We start from the raw sequence: 15,724 nt of genomic DNA on the forward strand, positions 1-15,724 counted from the left end.
GGGAACGCTGTATGTGGGAAGAAACAGTCGTACAACATATTCGGGCCCTGTTTGGCTCTGGCCATACATTTCAAGCAAGAAACTTAAATGGTGAGGCTTTTACCGTAACCCTTAACAACGAAGGGGTGGACGTTTCCAATCTGGGCGCATTGCCCTTTCTACCCTGGACCGTTTTTATTGAAACCATAAGGCTACTCAAGGAAAGAGGCGGTAGGGCGCCTGTGGGAAATGCCATGAACTCCAGACTTGGACATGGTGAGCTTCCGCTGGAGTGTGTTGAGGGATATGTAGCACTCACGGTCTATCAGAAAAAGATAGGGGATACTGTCTTTAGAAGAAGAGTTCCTGTTACCAGAATACTGATCAGCGCAGGCCTCTGTGACTATGCAGAGGGTCAGCTGTTACTTACAACCTCCTTTAAAGAGGTCGCTAATCTTTAGAGTGCATGGGGCCTCTACCAGCACTCATTGAGGTCCCGCTGCCCTACATGGGATGTCTGGCTCATAACCTCTATGGGCCGCGGCTGATGTCCTTTTAGTACAACGGAACACCAACTCCTTTGCGTTTCAGGAAGGAGGGGTTGACCCTGTAACCAGGGCCTTTGCCAGGATGAAAATATCGTCCGGCCAGAAACGTATGGGTCTAGGCTTGACGCTTTCATTATGGGAACGACAGCTCTGTAACTTTTGCAGCCACGCGTTTTCCAGCCCCTCAAGTCCATCCACGGCGCCTACCAGCGCACCAACAATACAGGCATTGGTATCGGTGTCCCCGCCGCGTCTGATTGTCTCAACAATGGCATGCCCTGCCTTGTCTCCTGCGCCAAGATGATAAAAGGCATTCTGTAGTGCAATCAAAACCCAGCCCATTTGCTGCTGGTATTCTTCTGGCAGGTGACCCTCAAGGGCTGCTTCAAGGCAGCCGCGCACGGTCTGCGCTGACTTACCATTGCCCAGTACACCCAAGGCCGCCTCGATCATGTCCTGGCGTCTGCCCGAACCAATGCCAGCTGCAATCGCGGCGGCATAGGCTGCGTTAGCCTCTAGGCAAACGGGGTGCGGGTGAGTCAGGACAGCATCCTGACGCGCCCAGGAAGCGGCAAGCGTTGGGGCTGCATGTGCGGCGATACCAATAGGGGCCACACGCATAAGGGCGCCATTAGCCTGACTGGTAAGGGAGGCAGCTTTGCTACAGGCATCACTTGCAGATAGCTCGGGATAGCGCAGCGGACCGGTTAATGCCTGACGCGTAGTGCCCCCCATGTCAAAGGGACTTGAGTATAGCCAGTCAACATAGGCCACGGCAGCCGCTTCGCAGTTATAGGTGCCACCAGAGGCCATTATGCTACGCGCCAGAGCCAGGGCAAGTTCGCCGTCATCCGTGGCTGACCTGCCAGAATATTCCAGGTGCCACCATCCTCCATTAATAGAGGCCTGCGCTTGATACGCTGCGCCACCGATGCGGCATCCATAAACTCGACCTGCGCACCCAGGTTGTCGCCAGCCAGCAACCCTGCAAGACAGCCCTGTGCCCGGCGCATACTCGAAAGCTCTGGATAGCGGGGCGGCTGGCTGATTCGCCGAGAAGGCTCTGTCGCTGCAGAATGGATGCTTGGCCATGGGCGCTCGGCCAGCTCAGCACAGACATCAGGCGCCCCGCCAAAGCACATCAGGGAAACCATATACATGTTTCGGTAGGTCAGCTCTTCTCCCCGATGATCAAGCAGTACTCCGCAAGCACCGCGTAACAGGGCATGAGCACCCGCCACGTCATGTGCAGACAGTGCAACAAGAGATACACCGCAGATCCCATCACCAGCGGCAACGCGTGCCAGTCGATAGGCCACGCTTGAAAGGGCTATAAAGCGGGCAGGTGCGCAGAGTTCCAGATTGGCGTAAGGTTTGCCGGCCGCCGCTGCGCTGACAAAAACAATGCTCTGGCGGTCCAGTTCCTTTTCGGAGAGATCCGTCTGAACAGGCTGGCCGTTACGCAGCAGGTAGGGGAGGCCCTCTGCCCAGGCAATGCAGTCCCTTCCACGGTCAGGACTTATTGGGGCATAGACGACCCCCAGTACCGGAACCTGATCACGCAAGAGTGCAACCGAGACAGAGCTCCCCATCAGGCCCTGCAGAAAATCGCTCGTCCCATCATGCGGATCAACTACCCAGCAGTATTGATTACCTGTCAGGTCTGAGCCTGTTTCCTCACCCCAGAAGTCGACATTCAACAATTGAAGCAGTGCTGTGCGAAGGCTTTGCTCGATTTCCTCATCCACTGCCGCCTTGTCCCCGCCGCCACGTGGTCCGTCGGTGCGTTGCCATTCCTCGATGATACGCTCTCCAGCGGCCTCTACTAACGAAACAACGTCTCGCAAAAGCATGCTCAGCACCACATTGTCCATCGGTAGCTCCTTTATTCTGGTCTTTTCTAGACGTCTTGCTAAGCATTCAGCGCTTATTTGTGCCCCTGATAGGGCGGATCAGGGTCATCGGGATAGGCAGGGGCCCACTCCGCATCTTTCCATTGAGGCGCATCAGTATTCCAGGGAGGAGATCCAGCTGATGGCAGACGCCTAAGCCTTTTGTTGTAGAGCCAATAGGGTTCGCCAGCCTTATGTAACAGCCCCATCAGTTCATGCGCTGCAGCAGTGGCTAACTGATAGGTTTCGCCAAGAAAGGTTTCTCCCTCGCAAGGACTGTCACGGTGAAATACCCACCAGTAGTACTTGTAGGCAAGGACATTGGGATGCACACCTCTTGTAAACCGTATGCTCTGATAGGGCTTTTTCTTATAACTTTCGACTAGCATTTCAAAGCTTGGCATTTTCACAGACCTACTTCCTTGCCTGTTAAAAGGGAAACCCTGCCTATCTGTAACAGAGGCCAAACAAGGTCAGGTGAGATCTCTGAACTGCCCTGACGAAGGTGAGCATACCGCGCCCTGGCGTCAGATCATGTCGCAATCATGACAAGGCACTTACTCATCAACGTATAACGCTACAGCAGCCTGAAGGCTATTCCTGACATGGGCGCGAAGATCAGAAGGAGCTACAACTTCTATACAATCAGCATTGGCAAGCAGAAAGAGACGTAGTCCCTGGCTGTCCTGAATGGCGCACGTAAGATTCCACCACTTATTGCCGGCAGGTTCTATCACCTGGTTGTCACAGAGTGGATTTTCAGAAAGCCGGATATACAACTGGTCGCGAATACGCAACTTGAGCGCAACAGGTTCCAGGCTATAAAGGGTAAACAGATCCTTTCGGGCAGCCTGTGAGTTGACATCATAGTCAGCTGGGTCCGGGATGATGTCTACGCAGTCATCTACCGCCTCGATGCGATGCAGGGTCAGAGCACAGAGTTCATTCGGACCATTGCTTCCATGTTTTCCGCGTGGTTTATCAGGATCCGGCATATATCCACCGTGCCATTTTTCTCTGCTGACAAGGCAGGACAGATAAATATTGGAGTCCTGATAGGACAAGGCAAGCGGTTTAAGATAGTAATCGCAGAGATGCCCATCAGCCTCTCGAGGTCGATAGGTTACCCTGAGCGCCTTGTTATCAAACAAGGCCTGCTGAATCCTTTCAAGAATGCCAGGCCTGATCTCAGCAGGGCGCAGGAGAGTAAAGCGGGTTGCACTGGTCACGCGCCTGGACCAGGCAATGTCACGCTTCAGCCGCATGACCTCCCCGGCATATTCACGTAACAGGCGTAAATGCTTTACCTGTTCTGTCATGCCAAAGCGTTCGGCATGAGTGAAAATCATGTGAAGATGCATTGCATCGTTCGGAGACAGCTTGAGTGTTATCAGCTGCCCAGCAGCAGACCAGTAAGCGTTTTTCTTACCCTGCACTTCAAAACGTGAGGCATAACCTTGCTTTGCCAGCCAGGCAAGGTCACGTTGAGTCGTGCGAAGGCAGAGCTCGTCTACTTCAAGCGCTATCTGCAGGGCCTTGTGAAGGTCCTCGGTTGAAGTCATGCGGCCAGGAGGCGGAAGCTGCTGGCGAAGTTGATCACGACGTGCAAGCGCAGTAAATTTATGATGGTAATCATAGTGGTCTAGCTTGACTGCACGCATTATTTCTACGCCGCGACAAAAATTGTCGTCATGCTATGCGTTAATACCTTCGCCGGCAAATCTTCCTAGAACAGGCCATGCGAAGGAGCAGTAGATGAACCGTTGCCAATACCTTGATAACCTTCATGTTCAGCAGTTTACCGACTGGCTTGGCGGCCAGCTTGATAGCGATCTATTTCAACATACCTATCGCAACCGTCGTAGCGGCAAGAACTGGACGTGCAGCAGTTTGTATAACGCCTTTGAGACATATTACTGGCCTCACCCGGAAAATAAGCGTTTAGGCTATTCGAAGGGCCATACCCCTGAGGGAAATGGCCATGCGCTTGCGGCGCTGCGCCTGTCGCTTCAGGCGGGACTTCATCAGGATGCAGACATGTTGCAGGCGGCCCTGGACGTCATGCGGTGGGGCGGGGTAACGGCTCACAATGCCAACTGGCTCAAGGCGAACCAGGCAGGTCTTGCCGATGTGCTGCTGAAAACCCGGGATGCACTTGATGCAGGCGATCTGACCAATGCCCTGTTGCTTGACGCCGGGCTTCGCTTCAATGCTGGCATGACAAAGGTATATTCGCTCCTGTGCACTGACTTCATCATCTATGACAGCCGCGTTGCCGCCGCGCTGGGCTGGATTGTAGTCAAGTACTGCGAAGCGCATAAACTCCAGACAGTTCCAGAAGCCCTGCAGTTTCCCTGGGCAGCAGCAAAGGAAAGCGGTAAAGGTTCGGCCAAGCGCCGTGACCCCAGCAGCGGCTTGCTAACGTTCCCGCGCTTGTGTTCAGGTAGCGATCATGCACTGTGGAATTGCAAGGCCAGCTGGTTGCTTCATGCCGTCCTGGATCATCCCCAGGCGAAGGACAGTAAATTTCAGAAGGTGGGAGCACCCAATGATCCACTACGAGCCCTGGAAGCTGCCCTGTTCATGATTGGCTATGATCTGAATAGTCCACCCGACTGTTCCAGCCTCTCGCCTGCCCTGATGGCTGATGTACTTTCCGTTCAGGCGGTGCTGTAAAAGAGCCTTAAACGCCTGAAGCAAAAGGACAGAGCGCCTCGTCAGCTACTCGAATGCGTCCTGCCACGGACAGGCAGGACATCTATTTCCTTCATCGTTAGCAGCCCATAGCCGATCCGAGGGCTGCTTGCCTCAGGCTCACCCATCTATGGAGGAGTTTGTACCTCCTCTGGAAACAACCTGTTGGCTTGGTGCTCAAGCCTGCCTGCAAGATTTACCGGTTCAGTGCGTTATGCTTCCAGAACCCGGGTTCATGGTGCCCAGTATTTTTCATGGCATCCCTCAACGGTAGCCAGGCAAACCAGTATTTGGCAGGCGCATGCTACCGTTCGGGTTTTCCAGAAACTGTTCCATCGATGTAGTCTGGCAGGAAACGATAATAAGGCATGTCTGTATGGATCTGCCCCAGGCAGCTGTTCATGTTGTTAGGGTTTGCATACCCTGCACAGGGTTGCCAGCCGATTCCTTTGCTCTCAAGCCAGGCGATAACCCTCTTGTGAGATTCAAGCCTGTCCCAGCTAAAGGAAGGGACTCTTTTGCCAGAATTTCCTTTCGTGAGCAGCACGTAAAGGATATCTCTTCCTTTCTTTCAGGAAATGGCGTCCATGTGTTCCACGATCTGGAGCATGTAGTTGATGCTTTGTACTGATATAGGGAAAACCCCAGCTATGCGCTTGATGCTTTAAAAGGTAACGTAACGACATATGATTCTGGCTCATCCATGCCTGCTGATGACTCTTCCTGCTCCATGATCGAGATACCATGCTGGTTTCTTGGGTATGTCCCTGCCTGTTATACCTGCAGGCGATAAAAGCAGGCTATAGGGATGCATCCACTGGAGAGGGCATCCTCTGATCAAACCCTGGCTAACTGAGCGTGGAGGATTGATGGCTGACCTAGTAACCAATACCTGGGCGCAAGCGCGACAGAGTCATTTATCCTGCCTTGAGCATTACCCGCGTGACAACATCCCTAAGTGCCTTGTACGGTATCAGGGGATATTTTGAGAAACCCCAGATAAGCGACTCGTAATAACTAACTGCGGTCAGCCTGTGGTTGGCACTCCTGTAACGTGCATCGCCCGCATGAAGGGCATGTAACAAACGGTTCGCGCCGTCAATGGCCGAGCAAACACTGACCAGCAGGGAGTCGTGCTGCATTTCGGCCAGATGGTCCATAAGTAGGCCTGAGTCCACTGGCTCAGGATTGCCTTGTCTGGGCACAAGCAAACCGCATTCCAGCACAATGCGCAGCACGCGGCTGCCAAACTGACGATGAATACGCGAGACACGGGCGGGCTGATGCCTGTGGTCATGGCCAAGCAGCAGGGCAGCAATCACCTGTTCTTCGTCTCCACCATTGTCCATCACCAGCGCCGCGGTACCCATGGCCTGCGCCAGATCCTGTTCACCCCTGCCGTGTGCAGCCACCGCCTGTGCAAACGCAATGAAAAGATTACCGGTGCCGTAGGTGGAGTTGCTGTTTTTCATCATTGTACTGCTCAAGATGTTGCTTCCTGCCGTTGCGTTAAGTCAAACGATATGTATCCTGAGGCGACACGTCTATCGTGTAGACATGCACAGGTAAACAATTCGTACAGATGAGGAAGTGATGAAAAGGCAACAATCCCTGGACCAGATCCGCTGGGACCTGGCCCTGCGGTACCGACTGATCGAAACCATTGCCTGGTGGGAGGGCCGCCTGACCACAGGGCACCTGATGCAGAGCTTTGGTATCAGTCGGCAGCAGGCGTCAAAGGATATCAATACCTACCTGACCGAGCATGCGCCTGGTAACCTTACATATGATCGGCATTTGAAGGGCTACAAGCCCTCGAAAACGTTCAGGCCAAGGTTTATTGATGGCAGTGCTGGCGCCTACCTGCACATGGTCAATCAAAACCGTGAGAAGGCGCCGCATATCAGCGGCCTGGCGGTCGCTTATTCGCACGTCGAGCAGCTTGATGTACCCGACCGGACCATTCGTCCCGAGGTGCTCAGGCCCATCCTCAAGGCCTGCCGGGAAGGGCTGAGGCTGGAAACCGAGTATGTGTCCATGTCGGCTCCGACTCGAGAAATCCGGGTCATGGCGCCTCATACCCTGGTCTATGATGGGCTGCGTTGGCATGTCCGGGCCTACTGTGAGAAGAACAGGGGCTACCGTGACTTTGTGCTTAGCCGCTTTCGGGGCGAGCCGGATCTGATGGACCCCACCGAGCATGGTCAGAGCGAGGACGAAGGCTGGAATACAGAACTCAATGTCATCATCGCTCCAGACACCCGCTTGAGCGATGAGCAAAAGGAGATTATCGAAGCCGACTTTGGTATGGAAAAGGGTCGTCTGGTTATTCCGACCCGAGGAGCACTGGTACCTTATGTTCTCAAGCGCTACCAGCTAAGCACCGATAGCATTGCGGCCAGTGCGGTCGCCCAACAGATCTATGTGGTAAACCGGGAAGAGCTAAAGAGGTGGATCATCTGAACAGCTCTACCTAGTGGAACGCGGCTGGTCGCCGCTCAGCCGGAAGGACCTCAATGTAGCTGTCATACGCTTGAGCTGCTGACTGCCTACATGAGTAATCGTTGCCAACGAGCATCTGGTCGCTTTCCCAGCGCAGCTGAAGCAGGACGGCGGGCGTAGTCCCTGCCACCGGGGAAGAAACAGCCAAACACCTTGACCAGGCAGATAGTGGCTCAGCCTTCTGCCTGGACCTCGCCATGGTCCCCGGCCTGCTCAACGGAAGTGGTCATTCAAATGCTATGCGACTGCCTGGCCCAGCTGGTTCCGTTGCCAAGGATTACTGTGTTCAGCCCATGTTAACCGGGCGTCTGGCCACTTCGTCATGCGAACTTAAGCCAAGCGATGGCACCGACTTCTCGGGCATTGCACTGTTTCCCTTCATTGCAGGAGCTTGCAGAGGGTTCAGCATTACTGGAGGCACCGCCAGGAAGAGGGCTTTGTGCCAATGGAGTCGCACCGGTGCGCTCACCCGGTAGCGTTATGACTCAAGGATGCAGCCCAGCGGAGCCGTCATCTTTTGACAGCACCATCATTGATCTTTTCATCTGATACCCTGCGCGGGGCCTGAAACCGCATTGCAAGACGCTGATTCCAGATACTGGATCCGCCTTTCCTGCATCTCATCGTTTTCAGTACTGAATATATGAGGACAGGATTTGATGGTATGCATGACATTTGCCGTAAGCTGTTCAGGGCGCGGTCAGGATACCAGCGCCATAGCTTCCAGGGCAGGCCGAGCATGATGTCTGTTCGATCCGGATCACCCGCACGCCAGGAGCAGGCTGCCTGGTCAGGAGCTCATGAAGCAGTGAGCTTCTGAGTATTACGGACTCCTTGATCTGGCGTCATCAGATGTGAAAGGCCGCCCGTCGACCAGGCGGCCGATTGCATTAGTCCAGCAGCTGAGGAATCGAACTGATACCCAGGCTATACAGCGTCTCCTCTGATAATCGGGCAAGACTTGAGTGGATCAGATCTACAAGACCTTCTCCATCCATGCACTGGATATCATGCTCTGCGGCATAACTGCTAACGCTGGAAGGTATCCTGCCCGAAGTGACCAGCATCAACTGATAGTCGCCATACAGGTCACCCTCAAGCTCCCTTATCTTTTTGAGCTGCTCAAGTCCCCACACGCCAGTCTCGCCCTGATGATGCTTGACCTGAATCAGCAGATGATGGACGACCTGTGTAAAGGCATCCGTTCGAGAGGCATGAATGTCTGCGTCAGCCCGACCCCTGAAATGCTGTTTGCTTAGGATCCTAGCGCTGTATCCCGAGACTTCTAGAAGCTCCTTAACCAGCAGTTCAAGACCAATACCCCCACCTTTAAGGTGTGTATTGCCACTTCGTATACGCTTGAGCAGCTCCTTCTTGAATTCCTGAACCCTGCTGTCCAGTTTGGCTTCCATTTCTTCCGCCATAGAACAGTACTGCCCCGCCTGGGCTGCCTGAAAGTGTTCCCGGATGGTCTCCTCAAGATCAGTCAGGTCGTTCACTATAAGACCGGGGGCACGAAGCCTGCGAACAAACCTTTCTTTGAAGGCCTCTCGGGGGATCAGTAGGAGCCTGTTCGAGTCAGGCGCACGAAGAAAACTGACTCGACGCTGATTCGCCAGGCCGCCGTTTTGAGCGGCTTCTTCATCAAAGAGAAGGCGCTCATCCGCTACTATTCCAAAGGCAATGCTTTTGCTCAGCGGGACCACAATGATGTCACCCGCTCTCAGCGCGGCGAAATAGGCTGCCTGCTGGTTGCGGCGATGTTTGCCGTAGACCGTATTGATCTGCTGCTTGATCGCCTTTGGCGATGGAAACGTCTCGAACCGGACACTGTTCCAGCCCACCGCAATAAGGTTGTTCCTGATTACCGACAAGGGTGTCCGTACTAGAAAGAAGCGTTGGGTAAAGGTGCCTGCATCCTGCATGTCGATACTGCCTGAAGCGCTCATGAATATTCCCTGAAATGGTAAAAAGCCGTCAGCAGCGGTTGATCGGGCAACCGGCCATGCCTCGTGCGTGAGTGTTTTCCTGTTTAGGCTTCCAGTCCTGGCTTCCACCTCACCTGAAAGGCTCCTGTGGATTGCTAGCCAGGGAGGCCCTGCAAAGTGTGCGTCTGCTCAATGTTTACGCCGGAATACAGATATATCGGCAAACGCAGCGCTTTCTGAAGCAGAATCCTGCCGCGTTGATCACTCAGACGGCCAAGGCTATTCCGGCGCGGTTTCGCGTAGCCTGTACAGGTACGCCTGTAGAAAATAGCTTGATTGACCTCTGGTGCCTGTTTGATTTCATTCAACCCGGCTTGCTGGGAAGCCTGAATCAGTTTGGCCATAGCTACCAACGCCCCATCGAGACCGCTCCTAAGCGAGATACCGCGGCACTAGAGCAACTGCGTGCATTGATTGAGCCGCAAACCCTGCGACGTACCAAGCAGGACGTTGCCAAGGACCTCCCGGCCAAGATTGAAGACCTGCACTGCCGCAGCCTGCCCATGCATCTGCTTCAGCGCAAACTCTACCTGGGGGCTATTGCCGACTTTAACCAAAAGCAGCAGCTGCAAGAGCACCTGCAGGCACGTGAGAGCGGAATGCTTGGCCTCCTACACACGCTCAAGCTGGTATGCGCCCATCCCTATAGCGTACAGCCCGATCCGCAGCTGCGAACGCATTCACCAAAGCTGCAATGGTTGCTAAGCCAATTGGATGCTATCGAGCGATCCGGAAACGGTGATAAGGTCATTATCTTTACTGAGCTTCGCGACATCCAGCGCGAGTTGCAACACGCCATTGCGCAACGGTTTGGGTTCAAACCTACCATTATCAACGGAGAGACCAGCACCAGTAGCCAAAGCGCGCAGAGTCGACAGCGGTTGATTGACGGCTTTCAAGCCACCGCAGGCTTCTCAGTGATCATCCTATCCACTGTTGCGGTAGGCTTTGGCGTCAATGTACAAGCCGCCAACCATGTCATTCATTTCACTCGCTGCTGGAACCCTGCCAAGGAAGACCAGGCTACGGATCGGGCCTACCGCATTGGGCAAGAAAAGGACGTGTATGTGTACTACCCCACTATCCGGGACACGCAGATGCCTACCTTTGAATCTACCCTTGATGAGCTATTAGATAAACGCCGAGCACTGGCACGGGATATGTTACAGACAGCTGGAGAGGTGCAGATGGCCGACTTTGAAAAATGCCTAAACACTTAAGGCTGATCAAGCGCTGAATAGCTAATCAAGAGTTATATGTTAATGCAGGCGCGGTTAGAAGATAATTAACTGCGCCCGCAGTCATCACAGACGTTAAGTGGTAGGCGCGATATTCCGTCTAATAATAAATATTCGTATGTAAAGGGCTTGCTGAGCAAAAGCGGTCATGCTGCCTAAGCTTTTGATGCCTTAAAAAGCAACGTTAGCCTTATTTCTAGCCTTGAGGGATAGACTTATCCTCAGGGAGCTTTATCTCAAACGTGGCGTTTAGACCGGCCGCAAACAGCTTGACCACAAGCTCAGGCGTCACAACTTCTACCTCCTGTTCGGGCGGAAATCTTTCTTCAAGGAGGCGATAACCCTCAAATGACCAGATCCAGAGTCTTTTTGCCAAAGAAGGACATAGTCCTGCTTGTAGCGAATGATCGTACCCTCAGGCAAGGATCCGAGGCTGGCTTTCCACAGACGCTTCTGTCTATTGCAGTCAAGGCGCGAAGCGTGAAGACGTGCATCGATTATCTGTGCGGTGGGTTTAGGCTCATTTGGAAAGGTACGCTGCCAGATCTTAATAAAATATTGATAAGCCCCGCGTCGACATTCGGCGCAGGGGCGATGTCCTGATGCGTAGGCGGTAGCTTCATCAAGAAAAAAGAGTTCGGTGTAGCTATTAGGACTCATCAGCTGACGTTTGATACCGTTAAAAGACAGGTCGCAGGTAATCCAACGCTTGAGCTCAAAGCTGCGCATAATCTGCTGACTAGTATTGTGCAGCCGGCCCCGATTACCCATCAGCGTGTCCCGTGCTAGGGTCGCTACAAGGTCTCCAGAGGGGGTTACCCGGTTTTGTAACGGCATTATTTGATTCCTTTCACTATAGCTGTGGCTGATGGTTACTGGAAGTAGTCTATGGCTGGAGTAATATTATTATAATATTACTCCATAAGGCCGTTTCACTAGTGTTAGCGTTATAAACAGGGTCGTTCTGCCGTGCTAACGTGAAGGTCAGTTTCAGAGCAACATAACCCATTGCATTGGATAATGGAGTCTGTTTGGCTTCTAGTACAGTCTGCCAAGTAATTGCTTACTTAAATCACGCTCCAGTACATCTCTTTGGTTATTGCGCTGTAGCTGCTCAGAATGCAGAGGCTGACCTCTTAAATAATAAGTCCTTTGTCTTATGGATTTTTTTGTAGAAAGGAAAATAAATGAGCAATGATTGCGCCGGCAGAAGCGTCACAGTTTTGTGTAGCTTGCGTAAACTTTCCCAAATCTAGATTTTCAGGCGCTATAAGCATGGATTTATAGCAGTCTGTTCGCTCCCTGGTCGCCATACATGGAGCTGTCCAAGTGAGGAGCAACGCCAAAATCAGCTTTTCACGAAGAATCCCGCGTGCTACATGATCTGCAGATTTAGCTAACGCTAAAAAAAGCTTGTGAAGAAAACAAGAGAGATGAAAAATATCATCCCTATTCGTTTCTTCTTCGCTATAGACTTTTATCTGGCAACTGAATTTGAGAGTAGGATCGCTCGGCTCCTCAAAATCACTATCACCCTCCGCTAACGTCAAGATATCAAACGGCATTTCTGATATCGAAAAGTTAATGATGGGGTAATCAAAAGAGTGGGGCCTGGAAAACCTGCTCTGATAAAAGATGATCTTAGGCACAGGCTCACGTGCGCGCTTAGAATCTGATCTTATTTCTTCCAGCTCAACCACACTATTGAGGCCCAGCTCTGAGAGGCCTGCTAGGGCTTGAAGGACGTGGCTACTGAGGTAGGAGCGATAGTCACGGTTGCTCGCGCCCTGGTAGTTAAAGATGTGTCCCTCTACGTCCTTGACCTCACCCAGCGCCGCTAGCAGAAAGGAGCGTACTCCTCTGTACCAGTGCCTATGTCTCTGTAAGAACTCGCCTTGCGGCTGGGGCTTGAAGTGAAGGCTATGATAGACCTGCAAGAGGTTACCCAAGCGGGTCTGACCGGACATATAAGGATCAAATCGGGCTACAGGCACTCGAATTCCTTCACCTAACACCTGATCGCACCAACGGGCAAACGTAAGATTACTTAAGTTGCCAATAGACTCGCGTTTCTCTAAAACTTGCTTGAGTACGCTTTCTTCTAGTGCCGAGCAATCTACAAGTATCTGGTAGCGATTAAAGATTTCTAGTTGGGCGTGTCTGATTAACGTGTCGCGGTCCATGACTTTACCGTAAGCCTTCAGAGATGGTTGCTTTAGGAGACGCTGAACTGAGCGTTTAGAAATCGCGCTCGATGATCAGGCTTGATGAGATGCGGCAGTTACTAACCACACCGGTAGATCCCCAGTGACGGCAGTAGTAATGCCCTTCGTTTACGGCCTGACCTTGCTCATCAAATGCTTCGATCACCGCATTCCATAGGGACACACGCGGTGCCTCACTACCAGGGTCCAAGCAGAGCAGATGTGTCACCTGAAGCTCTTGGGTCTCATCAAGCTGATACCCTTGATAGCCAACCACCACTACCCAATGAGCGCTCCATTTATCCCATTCAACTTTCAAGATAGGCACGCTAAAGAGATCGATTGCCTGAGCGATCTGATTAACTGTTGTCTTTCTACGACGCGCAATATCTAACACTTCACAGGTTATTCCAAAACCTTTGAAGTTAGCTGCCAGCCGGCACAAATCCATGTCATCCGTACCTCCACTGACCAAGCTACCAAACTCAAGAAGTTTCTCTCTGAACTTTCCTTCACGGGTACGGCCATCATGTCCATGAAGGTTGCATGCATCGTCACGGGACATGGCTCCTAGCATGATCAACGCCATGACCAGACTGTATGGACCGCAAGCGCCATCCATTTCACCCTGACGCAGGTGCACCAATTCCAGTCCGCTGTCATGAGCACATGTTTCTGGCCCATTAGGAGAAACAGAAAGCCACGGACTTACGATCATTTTATTCATAGGAGGTCTGAGGAGTATCTAGTTAAGCGTAGAAAAGTTTTAAGCTGTTGATTCTTGTCATGAATGGGTTGTAGTGCGCCAGAAAAACAGTTGAGCTTGGCTAATCACTAAAAAGATCTGGCTTATTTCATGACCTGAATAAATAGCTGTTCTAAGTTTTAAATCGGCATCCTGCTCCTTTTCTGAAGTAGCAAGAGCACGTTTAGGTAATCGCCTGTATAGATGTCCAGCAATGCTATTTTCACGCAGTAGCGGCTTACTTTCAGAAAGTAGAAAGCAAGATATCGTCTAACGGATACATGGGTTTAAAGGCGACGAAAGGGCGCAAGGTTTTTACAAATCGGCCGACTAAACCTAAATTAGATACCCAACCTAACCGTCAAGCAGCGATAATTAGTTCACTAGACAAACGCTGTAAGACACAGGCGTTGCGCCGTTTACGAAAGGATCTTTAGGGGTTAAGGACAGTGCAAAGCCAGCAAAAAGTATTGATCAGTTGGGTGGGTGGTAACGACCTAAAGGCTATGGACGGCGGCGCGAATGGACCAATACTGTCAACGCTGTGTGCAGAAGACTTTGACCAGGTCGAGCTACTGTGTGCTTATCCTCTAGAGCGTCTGCATCAGTTTGTTGAGTGGTTGAACCAGAGGGTTAGTGTTTCCATTAGAGGCCACTTCGAGCCGCTCTCCTCCCCGGTCCACTTTGGTGAGATCTATCAGGCCTCTAGCAAGCATTTACAACGACTCACTGACTCAGGTGCTCACTTATCCATTCTCTTGAGCCCTGGGACCCCTGCGATGCAAGCTGTCTGGATTCTCCTAGGTAAAACACGTTGGCCAGCCCGGTTCTATCAGTCCTCGCTTGAGCAAGGCGTTGAACAGGTCGACGTTCCGTTTGAGATTGCAGCAGAGTATGTCCCAGCTGCCCGTAAAGTGAGCAGCGACAAATTGGCCTGGTTGGCTGAGCAGGACGTGCCGGTAGATGCCGCTTTCGCCAGCATAATCACTCAATGCCCGCGTATGCTAATGCTTAAATCCCAGGCTCATATCCTTGCGCAAAAACAGGTGCCGGTGCTGATCTTTGGCGAGACGGGTACGGGTAAAGAACTTTTTGCTCGAGCGATCCATAATGCCAGTTCTCGAAACAAAGAGCCGTTTGTAGCCCTTAATTGCGGAGCCATCCCCTCAGATCTGATTGATTCAGTTCTGTTTGGCCATAAAAAAGGCGCCTTTACCGGGGCTATTGCTGATCGTTTGGGCGTATTTGAACAAGCCCATGGCGGCACTTTATTTCTTGATGAGTTTGGCGAATTAAGCCCTGATGTCCAGGTTCGCCTATTAAGGGTGCTGCAGGAGGGCACCTTTGTTCCTGTAGGGGGGGCGCGTGAGCAAAAGGTAGATGTGCGCCTGATTACGGCTACCCATCGAAACCTAATGCTGGAGGTCTCTCGAGGGCGCTTCCGGGAGGATTTATTTTACCGAATTGCCGTAGGCGTGTTGCACTTGCCCGCCCTTCGCGAGCGGGAAGGCGATCTGCTGATGTTGGCGGATGCAATACTGGCCAGTATCGGAGCGCAAGACAGCAGTCTGCACGGTAAGAAAATTTCCGCTGAAGCAAAAAATCTTATCCTTGAGCACTCCTGGCGAGGAAACGTCCGGGAGCTACACTCTACGCTGCTACGCGCCGCGCTCTGGTGTCAGGGGGACCTGATTTCTGCGGGAGATCTTGAACAAGCGCTGTTTACTCTGCCCCAGCGCGAGACGGACGTTATGTCTTTTGATGTCTCTCAAGGCATTGATTTACAACAAATAATCTCTAAAGTCGCAAGACACTACTTGCGTAAAGCCCTCACCACTACCGGGCAAAACAAAACCCGGGCGGCCGCTCTTCTTGGCTTAAAAAGCCAGCAGACGCTTAGTAACTGGCTCGATAAATACGGTATTGAATAAACC

Annotated in this window: 13 protein-coding genes and 1 pseudogene; 5 read left to right on the plus strand and 9 right to left on the minus strand. The window is 52.3% G+C overall.

The window, feature by feature from the left end:
- Positions 1–11 precede the first annotated feature (11 nt).
- Complete coding sequence (locus HMPREF1487_RS23295; RefSeq protein ID WP_010799228.1) at positions 12–440, plus strand: hypothetical protein; 429 nt, start codon at positions 12–14, stop codon at positions 438–440.
- Positions 441–566: 126 nt separating this feature from the next.
- Here HMPREF1487_RS23295 and HMPREF1487_RS23300 read toward each other — a convergent pair whose 3' ends face one another.
- The 4 genes from HMPREF1487_RS23300 to HMPREF1487_RS23315 all read right to left on the minus strand — a co-directional run bounded on the left by HMPREF1487_RS23300 (position 567) and on the right by HMPREF1487_RS23315 (position 4,080).
- Positions 567–1,427 (minus strand): ADP-ribosylglycohydrolase family protein, encoded by an 861-nt coding sequence (locus tag HMPREF1487_RS23300; RefSeq protein ID WP_313323260.1) that lies wholly within the window; start codon positions 1,425–1,427, stop codon positions 567–569.
- Complete coding sequence (locus HMPREF1487_RS23305; RefSeq protein WP_010799230.1) at positions 1,340–2,401, minus strand: inositol monophosphatase family protein; 1,062 nt, start codon at positions 2,399–2,401, stop codon at positions 1,340–1,342. Before HMPREF1487_RS23305 ends, HMPREF1487_RS23300 begins: the two co-directional genes overlap by 88 nt.
- 53 nt (positions 2,402–2,454) lie before the next feature.
- Positions 2,455–2,829: a hypothetical protein gene (locus tag HMPREF1487_RS23310; RefSeq protein WP_154982411.1), complete on the minus strand. Its 375-nt coding sequence runs from the start codon at positions 2,827–2,829 to the stop codon at positions 2,455–2,457.
- Positions 2,830–2,976: 147 nt separating this feature from the next.
- Positions 2,977–4,080: a helix-turn-helix transcriptional regulator gene (locus HMPREF1487_RS23315; RefSeq protein ID WP_010799232.1), complete on the minus strand. Its 1,104-nt coding sequence runs from the start codon at positions 4,078–4,080 to the stop codon at positions 2,977–2,979.
- A gap of 94 nt (positions 4,081–4,174) precedes the next feature.
- Here HMPREF1487_RS23315 and HMPREF1487_RS23320 point away from each other — a divergent pair, with 94 nt between their 5' ends.
- Positions 4,175–5,095 (plus strand): hypothetical protein, encoded by a 921-nt coding sequence (locus HMPREF1487_RS23320; RefSeq protein WP_010799233.1) that lies wholly within the window; start codon positions 4,175–4,177, stop codon positions 5,093–5,095.
- A gap of 935 nt (positions 5,096–6,030) precedes the next feature.
- On the opposite strand, the gene HMPREF1487_RS26455 is transcribed toward HMPREF1487_RS23320, so the two are convergent.
- The gene (locus HMPREF1487_RS26455) at positions 6,031–6,600 is read right to left on the minus strand and encodes an HD domain-containing protein (protein WP_150345621.1); all 570 of its coding nucleotides are present in this window, start codon (positions 6,598–6,600) and stop codon (positions 6,031–6,033) included.
- Between the two features lie 106 nt (positions 6,601–6,706).
- On the opposite strand from HMPREF1487_RS26455, the gene HMPREF1487_RS23330 reads away from it, so the two are divergent.
- Positions 6,707–7,576 (plus strand): BrxR family helix-turn-helix transcriptional regulator, encoded by an 870-nt coding sequence (locus tag HMPREF1487_RS23330; RefSeq protein ID WP_010799236.1) that lies wholly within the window; start codon positions 6,707–6,709, stop codon positions 7,574–7,576.
- A gap of 929 nt (positions 7,577–8,505) precedes the next feature.
- On the opposite strand, the gene HMPREF1487_RS23335 is transcribed toward HMPREF1487_RS23330, so the two are convergent.
- Positions 8,506–9,564, minus strand: a complete 1,059-nt coding sequence (locus tag HMPREF1487_RS23335; protein WP_010799238.1) for a restriction endonuclease — start codon at positions 9,562–9,564, stop codon at positions 8,506–8,508.
- Between the two features lie 221 nt (positions 9,565–9,785).
- Between HMPREF1487_RS23335 and HMPREF1487_RS23340 the strand changes: the two are divergent.
- Positions 9,786–10,823 (plus strand): annotated as a pseudogene (locus HMPREF1487_RS23340) (DEAD/DEAH box helicase); the annotation flags it as partial.
- Positions 10,824–11,138: 315 nt separating this feature from the next.
- Here the strand turns inward: HMPREF1487_RS23340 and HMPREF1487_RS23345 are convergent.
- The 3 genes from HMPREF1487_RS23345 to HMPREF1487_RS23355 form a co-directional block, all read right to left on the minus strand.
- A complete protein-coding gene (locus HMPREF1487_RS23345) occupies positions 11,139–11,678 on the minus strand; it encodes a hypothetical protein (RefSeq protein WP_010799240.1) in 540 nt (179 codons plus the stop codon).
- Positions 11,679–11,998: 320 nt separating this feature from the next.
- Positions 11,999–13,024 carry a hypothetical protein gene (locus HMPREF1487_RS23350; protein WP_010799241.1) on the minus strand — a complete coding sequence of 342 codons (1,026 nt, stop codon included), beginning with the start codon at positions 13,022–13,024 and terminating at the stop codon, positions 11,999–12,001.
- Between the two features lie 55 nt (positions 13,025–13,079).
- Entirely contained in the window at positions 13,080–13,772 is a 693-nt protein-coding gene (locus HMPREF1487_RS23355) for a hypothetical protein (RefSeq protein ID WP_010799242.1), read from the minus strand.
- Between the two features lie 467 nt (positions 13,773–14,239).
- On the opposite strand from HMPREF1487_RS23355, the gene HMPREF1487_RS23360 reads away from it, so the two are divergent.
- Complete coding sequence (locus HMPREF1487_RS23360; RefSeq protein WP_010799243.1) at positions 14,240–15,721, plus strand: sigma-54 interaction domain-containing protein; 1,482 nt, start codon at positions 14,240–14,242, stop codon at positions 15,719–15,721.
- Positions 15,722–15,724: the final 3 nt, after the last annotated feature.

The organism is Pseudomonas sp. HPB0071 (assembly GCF_000478505.2).
GTDB classification, from domain to species: Bacteria; Pseudomonadota; Gammaproteobacteria; order Pseudomonadales; family Pseudomonadaceae; genus Chryseomonas; species Chryseomonas luteola.